Annotated in this window: 22 protein-coding genes; 6 read left to right on the forward strand and 16 right to left on the reverse strand. The window is 64.8% G+C overall.

The window, feature by feature from the left end; translation table 11 throughout:
- Positions 1 to 52: 52 nt before the first annotated feature.
- Positions 53 to 664, reverse strand: coding sequence for a DJ-1/PfpI family protein (locus CLU86_RS03990; RefSeq protein ID WP_099740713.1), 612 nt, complete (start codon positions 662 to 664; stop codon positions 53 to 55).
- Positions 661 to 1,245, reverse strand: a complete 585-nt coding sequence (locus CLU86_RS03995) for a cysteine hydrolase family protein (RefSeq protein ID WP_099740714.1) — start codon at positions 1,243 to 1,245, stop codon at positions 661 to 663. The genes CLU86_RS03990 and CLU86_RS03995 overlap by 4 nt, the downstream gene beginning before the upstream one ends.
- Positions 1,246 to 1,528: 283 nt before the next feature.
- Here CLU86_RS03995 and CLU86_RS04000 point away from each other — a divergent pair, with 283 nt between their 5' ends.
- Positions 1,529 to 2,629, forward strand: a complete 1,101-nt coding sequence (locus tag CLU86_RS04000) for a PHB depolymerase family esterase (RefSeq protein ID WP_099740715.1) — start codon at positions 1,529 to 1,531, stop codon at positions 2,627 to 2,629.
- A gap of 94 nt (positions 2,630 to 2,723) precedes the next feature.
- On the opposite strand, the gene CLU86_RS04005 is transcribed toward CLU86_RS04000, so the two are convergent.
- Positions 2,724 to 3,842, reverse strand: a complete 1,119-nt coding sequence (locus tag CLU86_RS04005) for an AI-2E family transporter (protein ID WP_099654951.1) — start codon at positions 3,840 to 3,842, stop codon at positions 2,724 to 2,726.
- Between the two features lie 14 nt (positions 3,843 to 3,856).
- Positions 3,857 to 4,909 carry a phosphoribosylformylglycinamidine cyclo-ligase gene (gene purM, locus CLU86_RS04010; protein ID WP_099654952.1) on the reverse strand — a complete coding sequence of 351 codons (1,053 nt, stop codon included), beginning with the start codon at positions 4,907 to 4,909 and terminating at the stop codon, positions 3,857 to 3,859.
- A 184-nt stretch (positions 4,910 to 5,093) separates the two neighbouring features.
- Here purM and hda point away from each other — a divergent pair, with 184 nt between their 5' ends.
- The 4 genes from hda to folK all read left to right on the forward strand — a co-directional run bounded on the left by hda (position 5,094) and on the right by folK (position 8,791).
- Complete coding sequence (gene hda, locus CLU86_RS04015) at positions 5,094 to 5,792, forward strand: DnaA regulatory inactivator Hda (RefSeq protein WP_099740716.1); 699 nt, start codon at positions 5,094 to 5,096, stop codon at positions 5,790 to 5,792.
- Between the two features lie 147 nt (positions 5,793 to 5,939).
- Entirely contained in the window at positions 5,940 to 6,662 is a 723-nt protein-coding gene (locus CLU86_RS04020) for an HAD family hydrolase (RefSeq protein WP_369803805.1), read from the forward strand.
- Positions 6,663 to 6,704: 42 nt separating this feature from the next.
- Positions 6,705 to 8,288: a polynucleotide adenylyltransferase PcnB gene (pcnB, locus tag CLU86_RS04025; protein ID WP_099740718.1), complete on the forward strand. Its 1,584-nt coding sequence runs from the start codon at positions 6,705 to 6,707 to the stop codon at positions 8,286 to 8,288.
- The gene (gene folK, locus CLU86_RS04030) at positions 8,285 to 8,791 is read left to right on the forward strand and encodes a 2-amino-4-hydroxy-6-hydroxymethyldihydropteridine diphosphokinase (protein ID WP_099740719.1); all 507 of its coding nucleotides are present in this window, start codon (positions 8,285 to 8,287) and stop codon (positions 8,789 to 8,791) included. The genes pcnB and folK overlap by 4 nt, the downstream gene beginning before the upstream one ends.
- Positions 8,792 to 8,833: 42 nt before the next feature.
- Here folK and CLU86_RS04035 read toward each other — a convergent pair whose 3' ends face one another.
- Both CLU86_RS04035 and CLU86_RS04040 read right to left on the reverse strand, forming a co-directional pair.
- The gene (locus CLU86_RS04035; RefSeq protein WP_099740720.1) at positions 8,834 to 9,811 is read right to left on the reverse strand and encodes a tripartite tricarboxylate transporter substrate binding protein; all 978 of its coding nucleotides are present in this window, start codon (positions 9,809 to 9,811) and stop codon (positions 8,834 to 8,836) included.
- A gap of 107 nt (positions 9,812 to 9,918) precedes the next feature.
- On the reverse strand, positions 9,919 to 10,989 hold the full coding sequence (locus CLU86_RS04040; RefSeq protein ID WP_099740721.1) for a CDP-6-deoxy-delta-3,4-glucoseen reductase: 1,071 nt from the start codon (positions 10,987 to 10,989) through the stop codon (positions 9,919 to 9,921).
- Between the two features lie 198 nt (positions 10,990 to 11,187).
- On the opposite strand from CLU86_RS04040, the gene CLU86_RS04045 reads away from it, so the two are divergent.
- Positions 11,188 to 12,150 (forward strand): SDR family oxidoreductase, encoded by a 963-nt coding sequence (locus CLU86_RS04045; RefSeq protein ID WP_099740722.1) that lies wholly within the window; start codon positions 11,188 to 11,190, stop codon positions 12,148 to 12,150.
- Between the two features lie 36 nt (positions 12,151 to 12,186).
- Here CLU86_RS04045 and CLU86_RS04050 read toward each other — a convergent pair whose 3' ends face one another.
- From CLU86_RS04050 to CLU86_RS04095, 10 genes are all read right to left on the reverse strand, one after another.
- Complete coding sequence (locus CLU86_RS04050; protein WP_099740723.1) at positions 12,187 to 12,912, reverse strand: DUF4124 domain-containing protein; 726 nt, start codon at positions 12,910 to 12,912, stop codon at positions 12,187 to 12,189.
- Positions 12,913 to 12,948: 36 nt separating this feature from the next.
- Positions 12,949 to 13,470, reverse strand: coding sequence for a hypothetical protein (locus CLU86_RS22535; protein ID WP_143225919.1), 522 nt, complete (start codon positions 13,468 to 13,470; stop codon positions 12,949 to 12,951).
- Between the two features lie 448 nt (positions 13,471 to 13,918).
- Positions 13,919 to 14,878 carry a chemotaxis protein gene (locus CLU86_RS04060; RefSeq protein WP_099654962.1) on the reverse strand — a complete coding sequence of 320 codons (960 nt, stop codon included), beginning with the start codon at positions 14,876 to 14,878 and terminating at the stop codon, positions 13,919 to 13,921.
- A 315-nt stretch (positions 14,879 to 15,193) separates the two neighbouring features.
- On the reverse strand, positions 15,194 to 16,057 hold the full coding sequence (locus CLU86_RS04065; protein WP_099740725.1) for a fumarylacetoacetate hydrolase family protein: 864 nt from the start codon (positions 16,055 to 16,057) through the stop codon (positions 15,194 to 15,196).
- Between the two features lie 29 nt (positions 16,058 to 16,086).
- Complete coding sequence (locus CLU86_RS04070) at positions 16,087 to 16,845, reverse strand: SDR family oxidoreductase (RefSeq protein ID WP_099740726.1); 759 nt, start codon at positions 16,843 to 16,845, stop codon at positions 16,087 to 16,089.
- 29 nt (positions 16,846 to 16,874) lie between these two features.
- Entirely contained in the window at positions 16,875 to 18,299 is a 1,425-nt protein-coding gene (locus CLU86_RS04075) for an FAD-binding oxidoreductase (protein ID WP_099740727.1), read from the reverse strand.
- 57 nt (positions 18,300 to 18,356) lie between these two features.
- On the reverse strand, positions 18,357 to 19,637 hold the full coding sequence (locus tag CLU86_RS04080) for a TRAP transporter large permease subunit (RefSeq protein WP_099654966.1): 1,281 nt from the start codon (positions 19,635 to 19,637) through the stop codon (positions 18,357 to 18,359).
- Between the two features lie 20 nt (positions 19,638 to 19,657).
- A complete protein-coding gene (locus CLU86_RS04085) occupies positions 19,658 to 20,218 on the reverse strand; it encodes a TRAP transporter small permease (RefSeq protein WP_099740728.1) in 561 nt (186 codons plus the stop codon).
- 60 nt (positions 20,219 to 20,278) lie between these two features.
- Positions 20,279 to 21,526, reverse strand: a complete 1,248-nt coding sequence (locus tag CLU86_RS04090; RefSeq protein WP_158236303.1) for a fumarylacetoacetate hydrolase family protein — start codon at positions 21,524 to 21,526, stop codon at positions 20,279 to 20,281.
- An 80-nt stretch (positions 21,527 to 21,606) separates the two neighbouring features.
- Positions 21,607 to 23,388, reverse strand: a complete 1,782-nt coding sequence (locus CLU86_RS04095; RefSeq protein WP_099740729.1) for an IlvD/Edd family dehydratase — start codon at positions 23,386 to 23,388, stop codon at positions 21,607 to 21,609.
- Positions 23,389 to 23,454 lie beyond the last annotated feature (66 nt).

Here is a 23,454-nt window from a genome sequence, read left to right on the forward strand (position 1 = left end):
TTTTGGCCCACCCGCCATGAAGCTGGCGCCGCCTGGCGGTGGGCGGCATGGTTTAAGGCGTAGGGTTCCAGGGCGTGTCCATTTGGCGGGCTGTGCGCTCGGCCAGGGCGGGGCTCAGCAAGCGGCTGACCAGGTGCAGGCTCATGTCGATGCCTGCGCTGATGCCCGCCGACGTGACCAGCCGCCCCTGATCGACCCAGCGCACCTGCTCTTGAACGGCGAGTTGTGGAAACTGCGCGCGCAGATCGCCAATGTCTTCCCAGTGGGTGGTGACGGGCCCCTCACGCAGCACACCGGCTGCCGCCAGAATGAACGCCCCGGTGCACACCGACGCGGTGATGCTGGCGCTCTGGGCGGCCTGTGCCACCCACTGGCGCGTGGCGGGGCATGCGGCGGCGGTGTCGACCACGCCGCCGGGCACGACCAGCACATCGGGCGCTACCGCGCTGACAAAGTCGGCATCTGGCAACACCCGCAGCCCGGCGCGGGCGCGTACGGCATCCAGGGTGCGGGCCACGCATTGCACGCTGAAGGCCGGGGCTGCACCGGGCTGCGCGCGTTGGTGCATGCGGGTGGCAGTGGTGAAGACTTCATACGGGCCGCCCAGGTCCAGGGCTTCCACATCGTCAAACACCAAGATGGAGATGTTCAGGGGGCGGCTCATGCGTGCACCCCGGTCAAGGCGGCAGACTGGGCCCGTGCAAGTGCTTCATCCACCGTGCACAGCGTGGCAAAGCGGCCTTGCAGCACGGTCGCGGTGCGGGTTTTGATGTCGGCGGCCGCCAGCGTCTGGCCGTCGGGCTGCACCATGTCCCAGGTGTGGGTGGCGTCCAGCACATAGTCCACGTTCCAGCCCAGGTCAGAGGCGTGGCGGGTGGTGGTTTCGCAGCATTGCTCGGTGCGGATGCCGCTGATGATGAGGTTCTGAACCCCATGGCGTGTCAGCCATACATCCAGGCCCGTACCCACCAGCGCGCTGTGGCGCGATTTGGTGAAGGTGGCTGCAGCATCAAAGTCCGCAAGGCCCTTCAGGGGGCTCACGTGGCCGGAAGTCTGCGAGAAGGGATTGGCGGCCGTCTCTGGCCCTTCGGAGTGAAACACCCGCACCACGGGAATGCCCTGGGCGATGCAGCCCTCGATCAAGGCATTTTGTGCAGCCAGGTAGGCGGGCAGGCCTGTTTCTGTGAAAAACGGGCGGTGCCGAAACGATTCCTGGACATCAATCACTATCAGACAAGTTTTCATGAAGCAGCCTTTTGCAAGTGGGTGGATATGCGCTTATTTTGAAAGCGCTACAGCCTGCCGTCAGTTCAGGGTTGGACGAGTTTCGATCAAATCAGGACATAGATGGAAAAATCTGTGCGCAGTCTTTTTTGGGCTTTTGTGGGACATGAGCGGGCTATGTAGGGGCCGCGCACCGGGCACGTGCCTTGCTGGCGTGGTTTGCAACCTGCCGTAAATCAAGGCTTGGGCCAATACCTGCTATGGTGGTCAGGGTTTTCCCTTATTTTCTGGAGCCATTGCCCCCATGCCTCACAAAAGCAGTCTGTTTTCGTTGGCGGCGCTCACCCGCGCTTACCGACGCAACCTGGCGGCGTTGGTGCGCGTGGCCAAGCCTGTGAAGGGCAAGAAACGCGCGCCTGTGCAGGGTGGCGCTGTGGCCCGCAAAGCGGCGCGGGCGGCGCCCAGGCGCACCACCCCACTGGCAGGTGCGTCTTCCGAGTGGTTGGCGGGGATTGCCCCCGGCCCGGCAGGGGCGCGGCGCTTCCATCTTTTTGTGCCTGCGGGGTTGGCACCAGCCCCGGGGGAGTCGTTTCCGTTGCTGGTCATGTTGCATGGCTGCGGGCAAACGGGGCGCGACCTGGCTGCCAGCTCGCGCATGAACCGCCTGGCGGCGCGCAAGCGTTTTTTGGTGCTGTACCCCGAGCAAGAGCGTGTGGCCAATGCCCATGGTTGCTGGAACTGGTACGACCGCCGCAGTGGCAAGGCCGATGCCGAGGCCGCCACCTTGCTGGCCGCTGTGGACCAGGTTGCGCGTCGCCATCCGGTCGATCTGGGGCGTGTAGCTGTGGCGGGCTTGTCTGCTGGCGGCAGCATGGCTGCGCTGCTGGCGGCGCGCTACCCATCGCGCTTTTGCGCGGTGGTCATGCACTCCGGGGTGGCCCCGGGCACGGCTGAATCCGCAGCTACCGCCGTGGCCGCCATGCGTGGCAGCCGCGATGCGCATTTGCCGATCGCACAGGCTCCGCTGCCTGCGGGCGGCTTGGGGGGCGTTGGCGATGGGGTTGCGGCAGATCGCCAGTCCCTGCCGCCGCTGCTCATCCTGCATGGCGATGCCGATGGCGTTGTCTCGGTGCGCAATGCCGCCGCCACGGCGGTGCTGTGGGCCAGTGCGGCGGGCGCACGGGCGACGGCATCGCGCACCCTGCGCCGGGGCCAGCGCTACCCCATGCAGGCCATGGAGTTCAAGGCCCGTGGCCAGGTGGTGGTGTCGGTGCGGGAGATCACGGGGCTGGGCCACGCCTGGAGCGGCGGGGCACCAGGATTGCCCCACAGCGACCCGGCGGGGCCTGATGCTTCGGCACTGGCCTGGGCTTTTGTCGCAAGGCAGTTTGGCCGCCTGGCTTAGCGCAGATTCTTGGGGGTTTAGGGCTAAATATGCCTCTAGCGCCCGTTGGATAAGCGCAAGGTGCTATCAATTTTGAATAGAGTGGGCGGGCGAATCAAACCAGCCGTGCAGCGACCAGCTCTTTCTTGAGGTAGGCGTAAAACAAGGGCGCCGCCACCAGCCCGGCCGGGCCAAAAATGGCCTCGGCCACAAACATCACACTCAGCAACTCCCACACGCCCATCTGGGTGCGCTGGCCCACCACCTTGGCGTTGATGACGTATTCGGCCTTGTGGATCAGGATCAGAAAGCCCAGGCAGGCGGCGGCGGCCATGGGCGATACCGACAGGCCTACGATGGTCATCACCACGTTGCACAGCAAATTGCCCACGATGGGCACCAGCCCCGCGATAAACGTGAGGGTTATGAGCACCGGGGTGTAGGGCAGGGCCATGCCCCAGAACGGCAGCACAAACAGCAGGAAGAGCGCGGTCAGCAGCGTGTTGAACGCCGCAATCCAGAACTGGGCGGCCACGATTTGCCGGAATGCCTCGCCAAACAGCGTGATGCGCTGGGCTAGCTGCTGGGCGAGGGGCCCCAGGGAGGCTTTGGAGGTGCGCACCGCCGCAAGGGAGCCGATGAGCAGGCCCACATAGGCAAACAGCACGCTGCCCAGCCACGCGCGCCCGGCCATGGCCAGTGCGCCCGCCTTGGCGCCCAGGTAGCTGGCGATGATGCGCTGGATTTCTGCCGCGCCTTCGGGCAGGTGGGCGGCCATGTCGGCCGGCAGCTTCAGGCGCAGTTCCAGCACCGTGCGGGCCATGTAGGTGAGCAGCTCTCGATATTGCTGCGGTGCATCGACCAGGTACCCGCGCGAGTGGGTGAGCCCGGCCGCCAGCAATGCCAGGGGCATGAGCATGACCACGGCGGCGGCCACCACCTGGGCGGCGCGGGGCGTGCCGCGCTGCGCCGCATTGGCGCCTTGCAGGCGGTGCAACCCGGCCGTGAGCCAGCCCGTGAGGGCGCGGGTGAGCAAGAAGCCCAGGCACACGCACAGCAGCCCGGGCAGCAGCCCGCGCCACATCACCAGCAGCAAGGCAGAGGCCATCAGCAGGTAGCTGGCCAACACAATGCCCGAGCGCGCAGCCCACAGGGGCTGCGACGGTGCGGTGTAGCTGGTGAGCGCTGCCGAGGGCGACTCAGGCGGGAGGGCTGGGGGCTGGTGCTGCGCCATGCGCGTGCTGCAGATCAGCCAACGACCACGGCGGCACCTTCGCCGCGCGGCGCAATGGCGCCGATGGTGTAGACCTGCTCGCCTGCAGCGCGCAGCGTGGCGGCTGTGGCCTCAGCGTTGGCGGCATCAACCACCACCACCATGCCAATGCCGTTGTTGAAGGTGCGGTTCATCTCGATGTCATCGATGCCTGCCGTCTTTTGCAGCCAGGCAAACAGCTCGGTCTGGGGCCAGCTGCCCTTGGTCAGGTGGGCTGCAGTGCCTTCGGGCAGCACGCGGGGAATGTTCTCCAGCAGGCCGCCGCCGGTGATGTGGGCCAGGGCCTTGATGGGGTGCTGGGCCAGCGCGGCCAGCACGTTCTTCACGTACAGGCGGGTGGGCTCCATGATGGCTTGCTTGAAGGGCTTGCCGTCCAGCGTGGCGGGCACGGTGCCAGCGGCTTCGGCTCGGTCAATGCACTTGCGCACCAGGCTGAAGCCGTTGGAATGCACGCCGTGGCTGGCCAGCCCCAGCACCACGTCGCCGGGCTGCACGGTTTGGCCGGTCAGGATTTTGGATTTTTCGACCGCGCCCACGGCAAAACCGGCCAGGTCGTATTCGCCAGCGGGGTACATGCCGGGCATTTCGGCGGTTTCGCCGCCAATCAGTGCGCAGCCAGACAGCTCGCAGCCCTTGGCAATGCCGCCCACCACGGCAGCGGCCGTGTCCACATCGAGCTTGCCGCAGGCAAAGTAGTCGAGGAAGAACAGGGGCTCGGCGCCTTGCACCAGCACGTCGTTCACGCTCATGGCCACCAGGTCGATGCCCACGGTGTCGTGCATGTTCCATTCAAACGCCAGCTTGAGCTTGGTGCCCACGCCGTCGGTGCCGCTGACCAGCACGGGTTCCTTGTAGCGCTTGGGCACTTCAAACAGGGCGCCAAAGCCGCCAATGCCTGCCAGCACGCCTTCGCGCATGGTTTTTTTGGCCAGGGGCTTGATGCGCTCGACAAGGGCGTCACCAGCGTCGATGTCAACGCCAGCGTCTTTGTAGGACAGGGGGGTAGGGGTAGCGGCAGAGTTGCTCATGGCAGGGTAAGCACGGACCAGCGTGCGCAGCAGACTAAAATTTGCCCAGATTTTACGGGCTGCGCGCTGACCACCCCGCCGCAACCCTTCCATACTGTCCTGTTTTCTCTCTGTTCTCTCTGGAGCCCATGCAGTTCTACGCTTTTTCTTCTCGCTCCAGCATGTCGCCCAGCAGGCTGCTGCCATGAAGCAGCTGGCGCTGGATATCGGCCTGGTCACCGGGCCGACGCTGTCGAGCTTCTATGCAGGCCCCAATGATGCTGCTTTGCAACACCTGCGCCTGTGGGCGGGTGAGGGCAGCAGCCAGAGCACGCGCTCACCGGTGCCCACCTATTTGTGGGGCGAGGCGGGTAGCGGCAAAACCCATTTGCTCAAGGCCGTGTGCGAAGCCTTGCACGAGCAGGGCGCCAGCGTGGGCTGGATGGACGCCACCGTGGCCAACCCGCCAGACTTTGACGAGCGCTGGGCGGCCGTGGTGATGGACGAAGTGCATCTTTACAACACTGCGCAGCAGGCCAGTGCCTTCAACTGGTTTGTGAATGCCATCAACCCGGCCACGGGCGGCCAGCGCTGGGTGCTTGCGGCTGGCGATTTGCCCCCGGCCGACCTGCCGCTGCGCGACGATCTGCGCAGCCGCATGGGCTGGGGCCATGTGTTTCAGCTGCAGTTGCTCGATGAAACCGCCCGCCGCGCGGTGCTGCGCCAGGAGGCCGACGCCCGGGGCGTGTTCCTGGGTGACGAGGTCATGGACTTCATGCTCAAGCGTTTCTCGCGGGATCTGGGCAGCCTGATGCAATTGCTGGACCAACTGGACGCCTTTGCGCTGCGCACCCAGCGCGCCATCACCATTCCGCTGCTCAAGGCCATGCTCGAATCGGAATGAACAATGAGGGACAACCCCCTGAGCGGCCAGCGCACGCCAGCAAAGCGCCGCCTCTGCGGCGGGGCGGCCCTTGCGCGGCGACCGCTGGGTTTGGGCAGCGACAGTTTTTGCAATCGCTCACGCAGCGCAACTTATTGAATGATTGAAATGCAAAGAAGCCGCCTTCGCTTGGCACTTTTCGACCTGGACCACACGCTGCTGCCGCTCGACTCGGACTACGAGTGGGGCGAGTTCACCATCCGCATCGGCTGGAACGACCCGGTGGAGTTTGCGCGTCGCAACGATGAGTTTTACGCCCACTACCAGGCTGGAACGCTCAACGTGCACGACTACGTGCGCTTTGCCACCGAAGCCGTGCGCCTTCGCGGTGCCGATGCGGCGGCCACGGCGCACCAGCAATTCATGCGCGAGGTGATTGGCCCGGCCATTCACCCCCAGGCGCTCGATTTGATCCGCCAGCACGAGGCCGCAGGCGACCAAGTGGTCATCGTCACGGCCACCAACGAGTTCGTGACCCGCCCCATCGCCCAGGCGCTGGGCGTGCAGGAGTTGCTGGCCGTGCAACTGGCCCGCGACGCCAACGGCTGGTACACGGGCGAAATTGACGGCATACCGACCATGCGCGAGGGCAAGGTGCTGCGCATGGAACAATGGTTGGCTGCGCGCCAGCTCACTTGGGCCGATGTGGACAGCACCTTCTACAGCGATTCGATGAACGACGTGCCGCTGCTGGAAAAAGTCAACCACCCCGTGGCCACCAACCCCGACCCGCGCCTGCGCGCCCTGGCGCAAGAGCGCGGCTGGCGCATACTGGACCTGTTTTCGGCAGACGCATCCGCTGCCGCTACAGGCGCCCCTGCTGCTGCCTGAAGGCTGCCCCACAGCGCCCATTCACCTGTTTACTGCATACCCATGATCAAGAAGTTCATCGACAAACTGCTGGGCAAATCGACGCCCGGCACCTCTGGCGGCAAGCCCCATTTTGGCAAGCGCGAAGAGGTGCCCGCGTCCGTGCACGGCATCAACCCCGAGCTGGTGGACCGGCGGGCGGCCGATGTGGTGCACACCCTCAAGGACGCGGGCTTTGAGGCCTACATCGTGGGCGGCGCGGTGCGGGACTTGCTGCTGGGCCTGCGCCCCAAGGACTTTGACGTGGCCACCAATGCCACGCCTGAGCAGGTCAAGGCGCTGTTTCGCCGCGCCTTCATCATTGGCAAGCGCTTTCGCATCGTGCACGTGGTGCATGGCCGGGGGCGCGAGCATGAGGTGATCGAGGTCTCTACCTTCCGCGCCTACCTTGATAACTCGGCTGCTGGCCAGGTCAGCGGCAACGAAAAGACCAGCAAGGCCCAACTGTCGGGCATGCAGCATGCGGTGGACGCCAGCGGCCGTGTGCTGCGCGACAACGTGTGGGGCCCGCAAGACGAAGACGCCACCCGCCGCGACTTCACCGTCAACGCCATGTACTACGACCCGGAAACCCAGGTGGTGGTGGACTACCACAAGGGCATTCAGGACGCCAAGAAGAAGACCCTGCGCATGATTGGCGACCCCGCCACGCGCTACCGCGAAGACCCGGTGCGCATCATCCGCGCGGTGCGCTTTGCCGCCAAGCTCAGCCAGTTGGGCTTCTCTATCGAAGCCAAGACTGCCGCGCCCCTGGTGCAGTCGCAAACCTTGCTGGCCGATGTGCCCCAAAGCCGCATGTTTGACGAAATGCTCAAGCTGCTGCAAACCGGCCACGCCATTGCCACCATCGAGCAGCTGCGCAAGCTGGGCATGGCCAAGGGCATCTACCCGCTGCTGGACGTGGCCGTGGAGCGTGCCGACAGCCCGTTTGTCAAAGCCGCGCTGGTGGACACCGACCGCCGCGTGAACGAAGGCAAGCCCGTGGCCCCCAGCTTTTTGCTGGCCTGTGTGCTGTGGGAAGACGTGCGCAAGGGCTGGGAAGACCGCATGGGGCGGCGTGAACATGCTTTGCCTGCGCTGCAAGACTCCATTGACGAGGTGTTTGAGCGGCGCATTGGCGACGTGTCTGGCCGTGGCAAGCTGGCCGCCGACATGCGCGAAATCTGGGTCATGCAACCTCGCTTTGAAAAGCGCGTGGGTAACACGCCGTTTGGCATGGTGATGCAGCCCCGCTTCCGCGCAGGCTTTGACTTCATGCGTTTGCGCGCCGACATTGGCGAGGTGGAAGAGGCACTGGCCGAGTGGTGGCAAGACTTCCAGACGGCAGACGATGAGCGCCGTGAAGACCTGCTGGACCAGGCCCGCGAAGAGCAAAAGGCCCGCCTCAAAGCCCAGCAGCAAGCACAACAGCCCGTGGTGCGCCGCGTGCCCAAAAAGCCCGCTGCTGGAGCCGCCGCCACGGCCGATGCCGCAGCAGCCGATCTGCCGGAGCCTGCTGAAGACGGGTCAGCCCCCAAAAAACGCCGCCGCCGTCGCCGCAAGCCGGGCGGCGCTGGCGGGGATGCTGCCCCAGCCACCAGCGAATGAGCGCGGCGGTGCCTGTGGATGTCTGGGTGGGCCTGGGCGCCAACCTGGGCGAGCGCGAGCAGGCGCTGCACGAGGCCTTGCAGGCCATGGCCCGTTGGCCAGACACGCGGCTGGTCAATGTTTCGGCCTTGTACGCCAGTGCACCGGTCGATGCGGGCGGCCCAGACTACTTGAACGCTGTGGCCTTGCTGCGCACCATGCTGCCTGCGCTGGAGGTGCTGCAGCGCCTGCAATCGATAGAGCAGGGCGCTGGCCGCGAGCGGCCCTACCGCAACGCTCCGCGCACGCTGGACTTGGACATCCTGCGCTATGGCAACGCCGAGCTGGACACCCCCACCCTCACCGTGCCGCACCCCCGCATGGCCGAGCGCGCCTTCGTGCTGCGGCCGCTGGCCGAAGTGTCGCCCACGCTGGTGAGCGAGGCTGCCTTGCAGGCCGTGGCAGACCAGCGCATTGAGCGACTGCCAAAAGCCTGGGCGGCTGAATTGCTATCAAAAAAGTAGCTTCTAGCGCTTAATGGGAAAGCGCTACAGCCTATTTTCATCTTAATCGACCTTGGCGCCCGAGAGCTTGACCACTTCCTGGTACCTGGCGCGCTCGCTGGCCATGAAGCTCTCAAACTGTTGCGGTGTGGTGGCCACAGGCTCGGCCAGCAGGGCGCCAAAACGGGTTTTGGTCTCAGGGGCCTGCAGCGCGGCCACGAAGGCCTTGTTGAGCTTGTCGATCACGGGCTTGGGTGTGCCCTTGGGGGCCACCAGGCCCCACCAGGTGTCGATGGAGAACCCCTTGAAGGTGTTGGCCATGGGGGGCACGCCGGGCAGTGCCGAAGAGGCCTCCAGGGACGTTACAGCCAGCGCCTTGAGCTTGCCTGAGCGGATGTTGGGTGCCGCGGCAGCCAGGTTGTCGATGTTGAAGTCCACCTCGCCTGCCAAAAGCGCCAGCTGTGCGGGGTTGGCCCCGCGATAGGGAATGTGCAGCGCAAAGATGTTGGCGCGCTGCTTGAACATTTCTCCGGCCAGATGGCCCGCGCTGCCGTTGCCGCCGCTGCCGTAGTTGAGCTTGGCGGGATTGGCCTTGGCGTAGGCGATGAGGTCTGCCAGGGTGTGGATCTTGAGTTGTTCCGCTTTGGCGGCGTTCATCACCAGCACATTGGGCACGCGCACCATCTGCGTGATGGCCGTGAAGTCTTTGCCCGCGTCAAAGGGCATGCGGGTGTAGAGCCAGGGGTTGACGGCGTGGGTGGCCGTGGCGGCAATGCCGATGGTCAGCCCGTCGGGTGCCGCTTTGGCAATGGCGTCTGCGCCGATGTTGCCGCCCGCACCCCCCTTGTTATCAATGATCACGGTGCCCAGCGAGTCGCGCACACGCTCTGCCAGTGCCCGTGCGGTCACGTCGATCGGGCCACCCGGTGCATAAGGCACGATCAGCCGAATGGGCTGCCCGGCGTCTTGCGACAAGGCCAGCGGGGTGGAAAAGGCGGCGGTGACTGCCGCACTGGCAATGAGGAGGTTTCTGCGGTTCATGGCGTGATTGTTGCAAAAAAGAAAACTGCCTGGGTGTCGAGAACCTTTTCATCGAGGGCCAAAGGCAGCCCTCCAGGCTGCGTGGAGCTGCCAGCGCAGTGCCGTCGTCACGCAGAAGGGCCGTGCTTGTCCGCTTCGGAGGTGAAAGAGTCTGCGTAAAACTCGTCAGCAGGCAGCCCCCGCTGGGCGCTGTACGCTGTGCGCGCCGATTCGACCACGATGGGCGCGCCGCAGGCGTACACCTGGTGGCCAGAGAGGTCGGCAAAATCATCCAGCACGGCCTGGTGCACAAAGCCTGTGCGGCCAGTCCACCCATCTTGCGGCTGGGCGTCAGACACCACGGGCACATAGCGCAGGTGCGGCATGTGCGCGGCTTGTTCCAACACCCACTGGTGCATGTACAGGTCTTCGGGGCGGCGGCCACCCCAGTACAGCGTGGTGGGGCGGGTGATGGCCTTGGCTTGCATGTGCTCGATCAACGCCTTGATGGGGGCAAAGCCTGTTCCCGAAGCCAGCAGCACGATGAGTTTGTCAGAGTCTTCGCGCAGGAAGAAACTGCCAAAGGGGCCCTCGATTCGCAGGATTTCCTTCTCTTTCATCGCGCCGAACACATGGTCGGTGAACTTGCCGCCCGGCAGGTGGCGGATGTGCAGCTCAATGCCTGCGGCAGCCTCTTGCGTGTGCGGTGCATTGGCCATGGAATAGGCCCTGCGGGCCCCGTCGCGCAGGATGAACTCCACGTATTGCCCTGCGTGGTAGCGGAAGGTGTCTGCCGCAGGCAGTTGCAAGCGAATCCGCATCACATCGTGGGACTGTTTCTCCAGCGAGGAGACACGCACCGGCATTTTCTTGATGGGGTAGGCGCTTTCATCGGTCACCTGGCGCGACTCCAGCACCACATCGGACAGCGGCCGTGCACAGCAGGTCAGCACAAACCCGGCAGCCTCTTCTTCCGCACTCAGTGCCTTGGCCTGGTGATCGGTGTGGGTGACGGAGCCGCTGGTCTTTTTGCACTTGCAGGAGCCACAGGCGCCGTCTTTGCAGCCGTAGGGCAGGCCTACGCCGCTGCGGATGGCTGCGGCCAGGATGGTTTCATCGCCTTGGCTTTGGAAGGTGCGCCCGCTGGGCGTTACAGAGATCTGGAATGCGGCGCCAGCAGCGTCGTCGGGTCGCGTCATGTTGTGGGTATCCTCGGGGGCTTATGCGAATGGCGCCAATTTTGCCCGCAGAAACTGAAGGTGTGCTGAGCCGCACGGCTTTGCATTGCGTTTGCTCAGTGCGCCGCAAGGGTTTGGCCTTGGCGCTGTGGGCTTCAGAGCCTGTGGGTTGCCTGTTTGACCATTGAACTTTTTCTGCTTGTTCACCCGAAAGAAATCATGAGTACCGTGGCTTTGTCCAGTGCCCTGGGCGCCTTGCCTGCCCGTTTTCGCCGTGAGCGATTGTTGATCGTGGGCTGTGGCGATGTTGGCAGCCGTGTGGCCCGCAACCTAGCACAGGGGGCAGGGGCCGGGCGCATGCGGGTTATGGCCCTGACCTCCAGCCCAGACCGCCGCGCCGCACTGCGCCAGTTGGGGGCAACCCCGGTGCTGGGCAATCTGGACGACGCAGCGAGCTTGCGGCGCTTGGCGGGCGTTGCCACGCGGGTGTTGCATCTGGCACCACCGCCTACAGAAGGCGGAGGGCGCGATGCCTGGTGGCGCGACCCCCGCACCCAGGCCCTGGGCCGCGTGCTGCGAATGCGCCGCTTGCCCGTATCGCTGGTGTACGCATCGACCAGCGGCGTGTACGGCGACTGCACCGGAGCGCTAGTGCGCGAGGAGCGTTTGCTGGCGCCCGCCACACCCCGTGCCCAGCGGCGGGTGGATGCCGAGGCGGCTGTGCGCCACCTGGGGCGTGCGGGCGTGCGTGCCAGCATTTTGCGCATTCCCGGCATTTATGCGCCAGACCGTGAGGGGGGCACGCCCCGGGCCCGGTTGCTCAAAGGCACACCCGTGCTGGAGGCTGCTGATGATGTCTTCACCAACCACATCCATGCCGATGACTTGGCCCGGGCCTGCATGGCGGCGCTGTGGCGAGGGCGCGCCCAGCGGGTGTACAACGTGAGCGACGGGCACCACCTGCGAATGGGTGACTATTTTGATTTGGCTGCGGACTTGTACGGGCTACCCCGCCCACCCCGCATTGCGCGCAGCGCGGCCAAAGAGCAATTGCCGCTGGTGCTGCTGAGCTTTATGAGTGAATCGCGCCGCCTGGACAACCGGCGCATGGTGCAGGAGCTGGGCTTGCGGCTGCAGTTTCCGGACGTTGCAACGGGGTTGTCAGCACGCCCTGCTGCTTGAGGTCACATCTTGGGGGGCTTGGACTGTGTGGGGCTGTCAGCAGGGGGCCTGCCCGCCTTTGGATTTGCACACGCCACCGTTGCCGGGGAACTGGCCAGGGCCTGACCGTGGGTAGCGCGCCCCGGTGTTGTCGATGCAGTAGAAGTTGCTGCAGGTCGTCAGGTAAGGCTGCTGGGGTGCCGGAGCCGGCGTGGGGTAGGCCGGGCGTCGCTGCGGAGTGACCATGACGCGGGGCTGAGCGGCCCGGGCGCGCTCCAGCTCCGCATAGCCTTGCGGCCCCAGGCAGTCCAGGTCCATTTGCCGTTGTGCCGCTTCAATGCGCATCTCCTGGTCGTAGTTGGAGCGAGACAGGCCGGTCGACACCAGCTCCAGATTCCTGCGCGATTTGGCGCATTCGGGTGAGCTGGCGTAGTCTTTGGGCAGGGGGGCTGCTGCGGCGGCCCGTGCGGCGCGCAGGCGCTCTTGTTCCACCTCGCGCTGGCTTTGCGCACTGGCTGCTGCGCTTTCGGCTTGCTGCCGCTGTTGTTTGAGTTCCAACGCCCGCTCGGCAGAGCGTCGCTCCTGCTCAATTTCCTCTGCTGTGCGTTTGGCTTCCACCTCGTGGGCAGCGGCACCCGTTGCGCACTTGCCGTCGGTGTAGGTGACTTGTCCGGTCTTGGCGTCGGTGCAGCGAATGACTTGGCTGAACGCAGGCAGGGCACTGCAGGCACAAAGTACCGCTGCGGCGGGCCATTTCCACAGGGGCTTCAGGCGGTAAGGCATGGCATTGTTCCGGGTTGGAGTGGGCGGCGCAGGCGGTCAGCGGTTTGCCGGGTCTGAAGGCCTGGAGCCTCGGCCGCGATTGTCCTCGGCAGACTGGCCTTGGCTTGGTGGCCGGGCATCGCGCCAGACCCTGTCCGGGCTTTGCGCGGGCGGTGGAGGTGGCGGCTGAACGCGTTCAGGAGGGCGTCCCCGCTGGGCTTCCCGGTCGTGGCGCTCTCTGTCTTCCCGATCCCTGCGGTCGCGATCGGCTCGGTCTCTGTCGCGGGCGTTGTCTCGATCACGGCCATTGTCTCTGTCGCGCCAACGGTCATTGGCCGCAGGCGGGTGGTTCCAGCCCCGGCGGTCATCGTCGTAGGGGCGTCCATAGTAAACAGGAGGGGGTGGTGCCACCGGGTAGGGGCGAATCAGTGGGGGCTGGTTGTAGATGTACACCGGTTGGGGTTGGTACACCGGGTAGTAGGGGGCCTCGTAATAGGGGTCTCCCGGCACGGTGGTGCAGGCGGCCAGCCCTGCGCACAGCGCAAAAGCACCTGCGAATCGGCTGATGGATGGTTTCATGGGTGGATCCCTTTGGGGCAGGCTGCGTGCCCCGTGTGCCTGAGTCTAGGCCGCGACTGGTGCGATGGCTTGCAGTGGCGGTGTATCACACCATGACGCCTGGGGCCCCGTTTTGGTTGACGGGGCTGCGGTTTTGAGCGCACTGAGCCTTCCGGCTGTGCGGTAGAGACAGTCAGCGCCATGCCGTAGGGGCGCTGTCGTGAGCGACGGCCTTGTCCGTGTCAGGGGGTGAAAGCACGCGCCCAAGCGGGTTGAATGCAGCTCACCAAACTCCCCTGGCGTTGTTGTCCCGTCTTGTCGTACTGCTTGTGCTGCCCTCGACGTGGCGCCCGGCCAGGGCCGCTTCGTTTTGCCAGCCAATCTTCACCCGGGTCCACAAGCTGCGAATGCTCGTGGTTGGGCGGCAGTGTCGATCCATCCCCGGCATTGCCGGGGATGGGAAACGTCATCAGCGGGGGAGAACGCGCCGAATGGTTTCGGCCAAGTCTTCGGCCACAAACTTGGCGACGTAGCCGTCCGCACCCACGCTGCGGACGTGGTCTTCGTTGGCCGAGCCAGACAGCGAGGAGTGAATCACCACGGGCAGGCCGCTGAAGCGAGCGTCTTGCTTGATGTTGCGGGTGAGGGTGAACCCGTCCATCTCGGGCATTTCCAGGTCGGTCAGCACCATGGCCACACGGTCTGTAACAGACTTGCCCTCGGCTTCTGCGGCCTTGGCGATGGCATTGAGCCGGTCCCAGGCTTCTTTGCCGGACTTGACCATCTCGTACGGTGCTTGGAGGACCTTCAGTTCCTGCTCGATGAGTGAGCGGGCCACGAAGGAGTCATCCGCTGCGAGGATGATGGTGCCAGGCTTGAGCTTGAGCTTGGCGCCCACTTTCTCTTCCGTGACTTCGTGGCCGTCGGAGGGCGAGACCATTTGCAAAATGGCTTCTACGTCCAGCACCTGGGCCAGGCGGGACTCATCGGTGTTGCCATCCAGGCGTGCAATGCTGGTGACCAGCTTGCCTGCGGCGCCGCTGGTTTCGGCCGACAGCACTTGCTTCCAGTCGAGGCGAACGATGTCCTCCACCGATTCGACCGCAAAGGCTTGCGTGGTGCGCGCGTATTCAGTCACCAACATGATGTTGAGCCCCGTTTGGGGCTTGCAGCCCACGATGGAGGGCAAGTCCAGCACCGGGATCACCTGGCCGCGCAGGTTGACCACTCCCAACGAATGGGCGGTGGTTCCGGCGATGGGCGTGATGCTGGGCATGGCCACGATCTCGCGGATCTTGAACACATTGATCCCGAACAGCTCTGATTTGCCCAGCGCACTGTCAATACCCAGTCGGAACAACAGCAGCTCGAACTTGTTCGTGCTGGTGAGGTTGGTCCGTTCGTCGATTTCTTGCTGAACTGCTTTCATGGTCGGTGTCCTTCGCGCTGATACGCACGTTTACAAATTCTAGAAGCAGTTCGGGGTGCGTTGGGGGGGAAATTTTCAGGCTTAACCCCAATAACCTGCGTTTGGCTGGTGCCGCCCCTCTATCTCGGGGGCTGCAAGGCCGTGGCAGCGCTCCTGAAAATGCTCGTCAATGCGTAAGGGCGTAGCGTTTACGCATCATTTTGCGCAGTTTCCGCTCTCGACCCCCTGCGCGTCAGGGGCAAAAGCCCGTGCGCGCAGACTGGTTCGATGCGCCCAACGCCGGTATCAGCGCTGGGCTATCACGCGGCGGGGGGCTCAGCCATCAATGAGCTGAGGGTCCCAGGCGAAAACCGTCTGGCGTTGGTCGCCCAGCTTTTCGATGCCGAGGGTGATGACATCGCCAGGTTTCAAAAACTGGGGTGCGGGTTTTTTGCCCATGCCCACACCCGGCGGGGTGCCTGTGGTGATGAGGTCTCCGGGCTCCAGGGTCATGAAGCGGCTGAGGTAGCTGACGAGCTGAGCCACCGTAAAAATCATGGTACGGGTGCTGCCCGTTTGCTGGCGCTCGCCATTCACGTCCAGCCACATCGCCAGGTTTTGCGGATCGCCAACTTCCTCTGCGCTGACCAACCAAGGGCCAATGGGGCCAAAGGTGTCGCAGCCCTTGCCCTTGTCCCAGGTGCCGCCGCGTTCGAGCTGGTACTCGCGCTCGGAAATATCGTTGATGGTGCAGTAGCCCACCACATGCTTCAACGCATCGGCTTCGCTCACATAGCGCGCACGGGTGCCGATGACGACGCCCAGCTCCACTTCCCAGTCGGTCTTGACGGAGCCCTGCGGCAGCACCACGGGGTGGTTGCAGCCCACGGCGCAATTCACGGTTTTGGTGAAAACGATGGGTTCTTGCGGGATGGGCATGTTGGCTTCCGCCGCGTGGTCTGCATAGTTCAGGCCAATGGCAATGAATTTGCGCATGCCTGTCCAGGGCACGGCCAGGCGACCAGGCTCCACCACCGGCAGGGTGGATGCGTCCAGACTGGCCAGCGCGGCCATGCCGGTAGGTGACAAGGTGCTGGGGCCGATGTCGGGCAGGACGGCGCTAAGGTCGCGTACCGTGCCGTCGGTGTGCAGCAGGGCGGGCTTCTCTTGCCCCTTGGGGCCGTGGCGCAGTAGTTTCATTCCATGTCTCCTTGTTAATTCAATTTCATTTAATTGGACCAACCGCCGTCGATGATCTGGGTGGTGCCTGTGGTGAAGGACGATTCGTCGCTGGCGAGGTACACGGCCAGCGCGGCAATTTCTTCGGCGCGCCCCAGGCGGCCCATGGGCTGGCGTTCGACAAATCCGGACTCTACCTGCGCCAAGCTTTGGCCTGTGGCGAGTGCCTGGGCATTGATGCGCTCTTGCAGCGAGGGTGACAGCACGGTGCCTGGGCAAATGGCGTTGCAGCGAATGCCTTTGGCCACAAAGTCGGCGGCCACGGACTTGGTCAGGCCGACGATGGCCGCCTTGGTGGTGCCGTAGACAAACCGGTTGGGTGCCCCTTTGATGCTGCCTGCGACCGACGCCACGTTGATGATGGAGCCGCCACCTTGGGCCAGCATGCCGGGCAGGAAGGCCTTGATGGTGCGAAATTGCGAGCGCACGTTCAGCTCGAACGCAAAAGCCCATTCGTCTTCGGTGCAGTCCAGCACGCTGCCTGCGTGCACAAACCCAGCACCGTTGAACAGCACCTGTATGGGGCCCGCAGACTGCGCCACCGCTGCGATGGCCAGTGGGTCGGTGACATCCAAGGTGTGCACTGTGCAGCCAATGTCGTCCTGGAGCGTGGCGAGCGCCTGGGCATTGATATCGGTGGCGATCACGCGTGCGCCCTGGGCTGCAAAAGCGACGGCGGTGGCGCGGCCTATGCCTTGGCCTGCAGCGGTGACAAAAGCGGTTTTGTTGGCAAGTCGAAGTGTGGTCATGGCGTGGTGGTGCGAGCGGTGGATAAGAGTCAAAGAACCTTGCCGGGGTTGAGCAGCGCCTTGGGGTCGATGGCGTTCTTGATGAGCCGCATCAGCGCGATCTCTTCGGGGGCGCGTGCGTGCCCCAGCCACTCGCGTTTGAGGGTGCCGATGCCATGCTCTGCAGAGACCGTGCCGCCGTACTCTCGCACCAGGCCATACACCAGGGCATTGACCTGGTCCTTGGGCTGTGGGTCGGCTGCGGGCTGGTACACGATGATGTGCAGGTTGCCGTCACCAATGTGGCCATAGAACAGCGATTGCACCCCCGGGAACTGCGCTTGCAGGGCTTGTCTGCAGCGGCTGGCGTATTCGTCCATGCGCGCCACGGGCAATCCCACATCAAAGGCCAGGTGGTGAGGCCACACAGGGTTCAGTTCGCCACTGGCGTCGCGGATGCGCCAGAACGCCTTGCCATCGGCCAGCGACTGTGCCAACGCAGCATTGGGCACCGCGCCTGTCTCCATCAGTCCCTCCAGCCAGCGCTCAAAGCGTGGCGCATCCTGAACCGGGTCGGTGCCCAGTGCTTCCACCAGCACATAGGCCCCGTAGTTGGTCTCGTCTCCTGGGAACGGGTTGCGCACCCCAGGCGCGTGGCGCATGGCAAATTGCCAGTAGTCAGGCCACATGACCTCAAAGGCCGATAGCAGTGGCCCCAGGTTCTGGCGGGCGGAGTTCAGCAGCGCCAGCACATCGGCATAGCTGCGCAGCGCGCAGACGGCCACCATGGTCGAGGCAGGCTGTGGAAACAGCTTGAGCACCACGCGGGTAATGATGCCCAGCGTGCCCTCGCTGCCGATGAACAAGTGTTTGAGGTCAAACCCCGCATTGTTCTTGATCATCTTGTTGAGGCTGGTCACTACGGTGCCGTCGGGCAGCACCACTTCAATACCCAGCACCATCTCGCGGGCCATGCCGTAGCGGATCACGCGGTTGCCACCGGCATTGGTGGCCAGGTTGCCGCCAATGGCACACGAGCCGCGTGCCCCCAGGTCCAGCGGGCAGAAAAATCCGGCAGCAGTGGCGGCCTGCTGAATGGCTTCCAGCGGCGTCCCTGCCAGCACCGTCATGGTGGCTGCAGCGGCATCCAGCTCCTCTATGCCGACGAGGCGCTCCAAGGACAAAGCCACCTGGCCAGGCGCTGCCCGGGCACCACCGCACAGCCCGGTCATTCCGCCCTGGGGCACCACAGGCATGCCGTGGGCGTGGCAGATGCGCAAAGCGGTTGCCACGCCCGCCGTGTCGGCAGGGCGCACCACCGCCAGCGGCGGGCTGGGCTGCAGGCCGCTGTAATCGTTGTGGTTGCGCTCGGGGATGTCCGCCCCCCAGAGCACGGCCGATGGACCCAAGGCCGCCAGCAATGTCTCTAGCGGCAGACGGGTCTCGGTCGCGTGGTGCAAGGTGTTCGATTCCATGAGGGGCTCCGAAGAGAGGCCGTGTGAGGTAGACGGTGGGTCGTGGCGTGCAAACGCCTAGCCGGTGAACCAGCGCATAGGCACCAGCACGATGGCGGGGAACAGCACCATCAGGAACATCACTGCGAACTGGGCTGCCATGAAGGGGATGACGCCCCGGGTGACTTCGTCCATCCGCATCTTTCCGACCCCAGCCACCACGTTCAGCACCGTTCCCACGGGGGGCGTGATCAGCCCGATGGCGTTGTTCATGATGAACAGCACGCCGAAGTACACGGGGTCGATGCCTGCGGCCTTGACCACGGGCATCAGCACTGGCGTCATGATCAGGATCGTGGGAGTCATGTCCATGGCGGTGCCCACGGCCATCACCAGCAGCATGATGGCAATCATCAGCAGCATTGGTGAGTCGATCAGTGGCTTGAGGATGTCAATCAGTTGCCGGGGGATGTCGGCCACCGTGATGAGCCAGGCGCTCACCATGGCTGCCGCCACCAGGAACATGATCACCGCCGTAGTCTTGGCAGCGCTCACAAAAACGGCCGTGAGCTCGCGCCAGTGCAGCTCTCGGTAGACCAGGGTGGCCACCAGCAGGGCGTACACCGCCGCCACGGCCGCTGCCTCGGTGGGGGTGAAAACGCCCATCTTCAGGCCCACGATCACGATCACGGGCAGAAACAGCGCCCAGGTGGATTCCTTGAGCGCTTGGAGTTTCTCTGCGGTGGATGCTTTGGGCGGCGGCGTAATGTTCTCGCGCTGCGATACCCAATACCAGGCCACGGCAATGGCCAGCCCCATCATCAAGCCGGGCACGATGCCCGCCAGAAACAGCTTGCTGATCGACACGTTGGCGGCCACGCCAAACACCACGAACCCGATGGACGGTGGAATGACGGGCGCAATGATGCCCGCTGAGGCAATCAGCCCCCCGGCGCGTGCCTTGTCGTGTCCGGCTTTTACCATCATGGGCAGCAGCAGGGCTGCCAGCGCCGCCGTGTCGGCCACGGCGGAGCCCGACAGTGCGGCCAGCATGCAGGCCGCCAAAATGGCCACAAACCCCAGCCCGCCGCGCTTGTGCCCCACCAGCGTCAGCGCTAGCTTGACAATGCGCTGGGACAAGCCGCCCACGTTCATGATCTCGCCCGCCAGCATGAAAAACGGCACCGCCAGCAGCGGAAACGAGTCTGCGCCGTTGATGACGTTCTGCGCCAGGATCTGCGCGTCAAACAGGTCCAGGTGCCACATCAGTGCCGCACCAGACACCAGCAGAGCGTAGGCGATGGGCACGCCAATGGCCATGGCCGCCAGCAGGGAGCCAAGGAAGATGAAAACAGTCATGGGTAGGTCTCCTGGGCGGATTACTTGTGGGGTGCGCCGGTGCGATCGAGGTGCAGGTCCTCGACCGAGGCCAGGTCTTCCGATTCGGTGACTTGCACCAGCTCGTCGTCTCCGATCTGGCCCGACAGAAGGCGCCAGAGGTCCATCAGCAGCAAGAGGCCGGACGCCACGGCAAACACCACGCCCGATGCATAGAAGATGGCCATGGAGGCACCCGTCACCGGCGCTTCCACATCCAGGTTGATGCGCGCCTGGGCCAGGGCCCCACTGAACAGCAGCCAGGTGCAAAACAGCATCAGCCCGTAGCTGGCCACCAGGCAGATGCGCTGGCCAATGGGCGGTAGCTTGGTGAGCAGCATGTCGGTGCCCAGGTGGCCATGCTCGCGCACCGCCACGATGGCCCCGAGGAACGTGATCCAAACAAACAGCCAGCGCGACAGCTCTTCGCTGACCGAAATGCCGGAGTTGAAGGCGTAACGCAGCACCACGTTGCCAAACACCAGCAGCACCATCACCGCAAGGGCCAGGGCGATCAGCAGGTTGATGCAGCGGCAGCACCGGTCAATGAAAGAGGTCAGCATGGGGATGTCTCCGTGATGGCGGGGCCATTCATTTTTGGGAAGGCGGCACGTTGGGCCGAGTCACAAACCGGCGTTGCGCAACAGGCCGCGCTGTGCCAGGTTGTTGATGAAGGCGCGCAGACCAAACTGCCAGGGCGCAGCCGTCTCGCTGTGCGTCACGCGGTTGTGCAGGCCGCCCAGCCATGCACTCTGGATGGTGACCACATCGCCCAGCTTGTGCGTGAAGCCGCTGCCGGGTAGGTCGCGGTCTTCAATGGGTGCAAACAGCGTGCCGAGGAACAGCATGAAACCGTCGGGGTACTGGTGTGCCGCCAGCGTCTGCGCCACCAGGTCGGCCGGGTCGCGGCTGATGCTGGCCATGGTGTTGATGCCACGCAGCTCAAAGCCGTCCACCCCGGCCACGCGCAAGTGCACGGTTTCATTGCGCACCTGGTCCAGGCCAAAGCCCGCATCGAATAAGCGGATGAATGGCCCCAATGCGCACGATGCGTTGTTGTCCTTGGCCTTGCCCAGCAGCAGTGCACTGCGGCCTTCAATGTCGCGCAGGTTCACATCGTTGCCCAGCGTGGCGCCCACGATGTCGCCGCGCCCATTCACCGCCAGCACCACCTCGGGCTCGGGGTTGTTCCAGGCCGAATCGGCGCGGATGCCGATGTCCTGGCCGCAGCCCACCGAGGCCAGCACGGGCGCCTTGGTGAACACCTCGGCGTCGGGGCCAATGCCCACCTCCAGGTACTGTGACCACAGGCCTTTTTCCTGCAGCAGTGCTTTCAGCGCCATGGCTTGGGGTGAGCCGGGGCGGATGTCGGCCAGGCTCTCTCCAATGAGCCCGATCACCTGGCTTCTGAGCCCCTGTGCGCGGCTGGCGTCGCCCCGGGCCTGTTCCTCAATCACCCGCTCAATCAGGCTCGCGGCAAAGGTGACGCCAGCGGCTTTGACCACCTGCAGGTCGCAGGGGGCCAGCAGCCAGGGCGCGCCAGCGTTGCGCTGGCCAGGCAGGCTGTTCTGAATGAGGTCCTCCACGCTACACAGCCACTGGCCCGGCGTGCCTTGCACCGCCTGTGCAGGCTGGGCTTGGTCCAGCAGGGTGCTCATGGTGGGGAAGTGTTCGGTCAGGTCGAACACACCTTCGGGCCGCAGGGCGACCACGGCGGGCCCGGGGATGGCTCCGGGGGCCCACACACGGCCCACCAAGGTGCCTTGCAGGCCGTCGGTGGGCAGCACTTGCGCAATGGAGGGACTCGGGTGGGCTGGTGTAGGGGCGTGTTTGTCCGCACCGGCCATGGTGGCCGCTGTTGTGGAGGTCATGGAATGTCCTTTACGGTGTCAAGTTGCAGCTTGCGCAGTGCGCGCCTTGGTTGGCGCGGCTGCGCTGTGCAGTGCCGGGCTCAGTGGTTGTGGCGTGGGGTGTTTTCAGAGATGCGCTGGAACTGCAGCGCGAAGTCCAGCGTCGCGCCATCCACCAGTTGGCCCGTCTTTTCTCGGTAGAGCGCTTCCCACGGAGACTGGCTTTTGGGGATGGGAGGCGCGGGCAGCTCGCGGCGGCGGCGTGCGACCTCTTCGGGCGCCACCAGCGCATCGCAGCGGCCCGTGTTCAGGTCGATGCGGATGGTGTCGCCGCTTTGCAGCCAGCTCAGGCCTCCGCCCACAGCACTCTCTGGCGACACGTTCAGGATGGACGGGCTGTCTGCCGTGCCCGATTGCCTACCATCGCCCAGGGTGGGCAGGGTGTTGATGCCGCGCTGGATCAGTGCATCGGGCGGTTGCATGTTGACCACCTCGGCCGATCCTGGCCAGCCAATGGGCCCCGCGCCGCGCATCACCAGGATGCAGCCTTCGTCGATGTTCAGTGTCGGGTCGTTGATGCGGGCGTGGTAGTCGTCTGCGCCTTCAAACACCACGGCGCGGGCTTCAAAAGTGCCCTCCTGCCCTGGGCGGCTCAGGTAGCGGGCGCGGAAGGCCTCGGAGATCACCGAGGTCTTCAAAATACCAAAGTCAAACAGGTTGCCGCTGAGCACCAGGAAGCCGGCCTTTTGCAGCAACGGCCGATCAAATGGGCGAATCACCTCGCGGTCGCGGGTTTCGCGGCCTTGCAGGTTGTTGCCCACCGTGCGGCCCGTCACGCTGGCGCAGTCGTTGTGCAGGCGCCCGGCTTGCTGCAGCTCCCACATCAATGCAGGCACCCCACCGGCGCGGAAAAAGCGCTCGCCCAGGAACTGGCCTGCGGGCTGCATGTTCAGCAGCAGGGGCAGGTCATAGGCGTGCTCGGTCCAGTCCTTGGCCTCCAGCACTACGCCTGCGTGGCGCGCCATGGCCATGATGTGCACCTGCGCGTTGCTCGAACCCCCGGCCACGCTCACCACCGACAGTGCATTGAGAAAGCTCTCGCGCGTCAGGATGCGCGAAGGGCGCAGGTCCTCATAGGCCATCTCAACGATGCGGCGCCCGGTCTCATAGGCCATCTGGCCCCGCTCTCGGTAAGGCGCCGGAATGGCCGCGCAGCCGGGCAGCGACAGGCCCAGGGCTTCGGCCACGGCGTTCATGGTCGATGCCGTGCCCATGGTGTTGCAGTGCCCGGCAGAGGGGGCGCTGCTGCAGGCGCGCTGCAAAAATTCCTCTTCGTCAATCTCCCCTGCGGCCAGCTGACGGCGGCTGCGCCAGATGACGGTGCCTGAGCCCACCAACTCGCCGTTGTGCCAGCCGTCCAGCATGGGGCCGCCGGAGAGCACGATGGCCGGAATGTCCACCGTGCTGGCCGCCATCACGCCCGCAGGGGTGGTCTTGTCGCAGCCTGTGGTCAGTACCACGGCATCAATGGGGTAGCCGTACAGCGTCTCCACCAGGCCCAGGTAGGCCAGGTTGCGGTCCAGCGCCGCCGTGGGACGACGGCAGTTCTCAAAGATGGGATGCACGGGGAATTCCATGGGAATGCCCCCTGCGTCGCGGATGCCCTCGCGCACGCGGCGCGCCAGATCGACGTGGATGCGGTTGCAGGGCGACAGGTCGCTGCCCGTTTGTGCAATGCCAATGATGGGCCGGCCTGAGCGCAGTTCTTCAGGCGTGAGCCCGTAGTTCATGAACCGCTCCAGGTACAGCGCGGTCATGTCCGAGCGCTCAGGGTCGGCAAACCAGTCGCGGGAGCGAAAGGGGCGGCGGGGTGTCTTTGGCATGTCGGTCCCTGTGGCGAAAACGGGTGCGGATGAACGAAAGCGATGGATGGCACCAGACGGGCGCAC

Source organism: Acidovorax sp. 62, assembly GCF_002754495.1.
In the GTDB taxonomy this organism is placed as follows: Bacteria; Pseudomonadota; Gammaproteobacteria; order Burkholderiales; family Burkholderiaceae_C; genus Acidovorax.

Coding starts and splice junctions, on each gene's coding strand:
- CLU86_RS03990 (WP_099740713.1), bottom strand. CDS start 664: ATGAGCCGCCCCCTGAACATCTCCATCTTGGTGTTTGACGATGTGGAA.
- CLU86_RS03995 (WP_099740714.1), bottom strand. CDS start 1,245: ATGAAAACTTGTCTGATAGTGATTGATGTCCAGGAATCGTTTCGGCAC.
- CLU86_RS04000 (WP_099740715.1), top strand. CDS start 1,529: ATGCCTCACAAAAGCAGTCTGTTTTCGTTGGCGGCGCTCACCCGCGCT.
- CLU86_RS04005 (WP_099654951.1), bottom strand. CDS start 3,842: ATGGCGCAGCACCAGCCCCCAGCCCTCCCGCCTGAGTCGCCCTCGGCA.
- purM (WP_099654952.1), bottom strand. CDS start 4,909: ATGAGCAACTCTGCCGCTACCCCTACCCCCCTGTCCTACAAAGACGCT.
- hda (WP_099740716.1), top strand. CDS start 5,094: ATGAAGCAGCTGGCGCTGGATATCGGCCTGGTCACCGGGCCGACGCTG.
- CLU86_RS04020 (WP_369803805.1), top strand. CDS start 5,940: ATGCAAAGAAGCCGCCTTCGCTTGGCACTTTTCGACCTGGACCACACG.
- pcnB (WP_099740718.1), top strand. CDS start 6,705: ATGATCAAGAAGTTCATCGACAAACTGCTGGGCAAATCGACGCCCGGC.
- folK (WP_099740719.1), top strand. CDS start 8,285: ATGAGCGCGGCGGTGCCTGTGGATGTCTGGGTGGGCCTGGGCGCCAAC.
- CLU86_RS04035 (WP_099740720.1), bottom strand. CDS start 9,811: ATGAACCGCAGAAACCTCCTCATTGCCAGTGCGGCAGTCACCGCCGCC.
- CLU86_RS04040 (WP_099740721.1), bottom strand. CDS start 10,989: ATGACGCGACCCGACGACGCTGCTGGCGCCGCATTCCAGATCTCTGTA.
- CLU86_RS04045 (WP_099740722.1), top strand. CDS start 11,188: ATGAGTACCGTGGCTTTGTCCAGTGCCCTGGGCGCCTTGCCTGCCCGT.
- CLU86_RS04050 (WP_099740723.1), bottom strand. CDS start 12,912: ATGCCTTACCGCCTGAAGCCCCTGTGGAAATGGCCCGCCGCAGCGGTA.
- CLU86_RS22535 (WP_143225919.1), bottom strand. CDS start 13,470: ATGAAACCATCCATCAGCCGATTCGCAGGTGCTTTTGCGCTGTGCGCA.
- CLU86_RS04060 (WP_099654962.1), bottom strand. CDS start 14,878: ATGAAAGCAGTTCAGCAAGAAATCGACGAACGGACCAACCTCACCAGC.
- CLU86_RS04065 (WP_099740725.1), bottom strand. CDS start 16,057: ATGAAACTACTGCGCCACGGCCCCAAGGGGCAAGAGAAGCCCGCCCTG.
- CLU86_RS04070 (WP_099740726.1), bottom strand. CDS start 16,845: ATGACCACACTTCGACTTGCCAACAAAACCGCTTTTGTCACCGCTGCA.
- CLU86_RS04075 (WP_099740727.1), bottom strand. CDS start 18,299: ATGGAATCGAACACCTTGCACCACGCGACCGAGACCCGTCTGCCGCTA.
- CLU86_RS04080 (WP_099654966.1), bottom strand. CDS start 19,637: ATGACTGTTTTCATCTTCCTTGGCTCCCTGCTGGCGGCCATGGCCATT.
- CLU86_RS04085 (WP_099740728.1), bottom strand. CDS start 20,218: ATGCTGACCTCTTTCATTGACCGGTGCTGCCGCTGCATCAACCTGCTG.
- CLU86_RS04090 (WP_158236303.1), bottom strand. CDS start 21,526: ATGACCTCCACAACAGCGGCCACCATGGCCGGTGCGGACAAACACGCC.
- CLU86_RS04095 (WP_099740729.1), bottom strand. CDS start 23,388: ATGCCAAAGACACCCCGCCGCCCCTTTCGCTCCCGCGACTGGTTTGCC.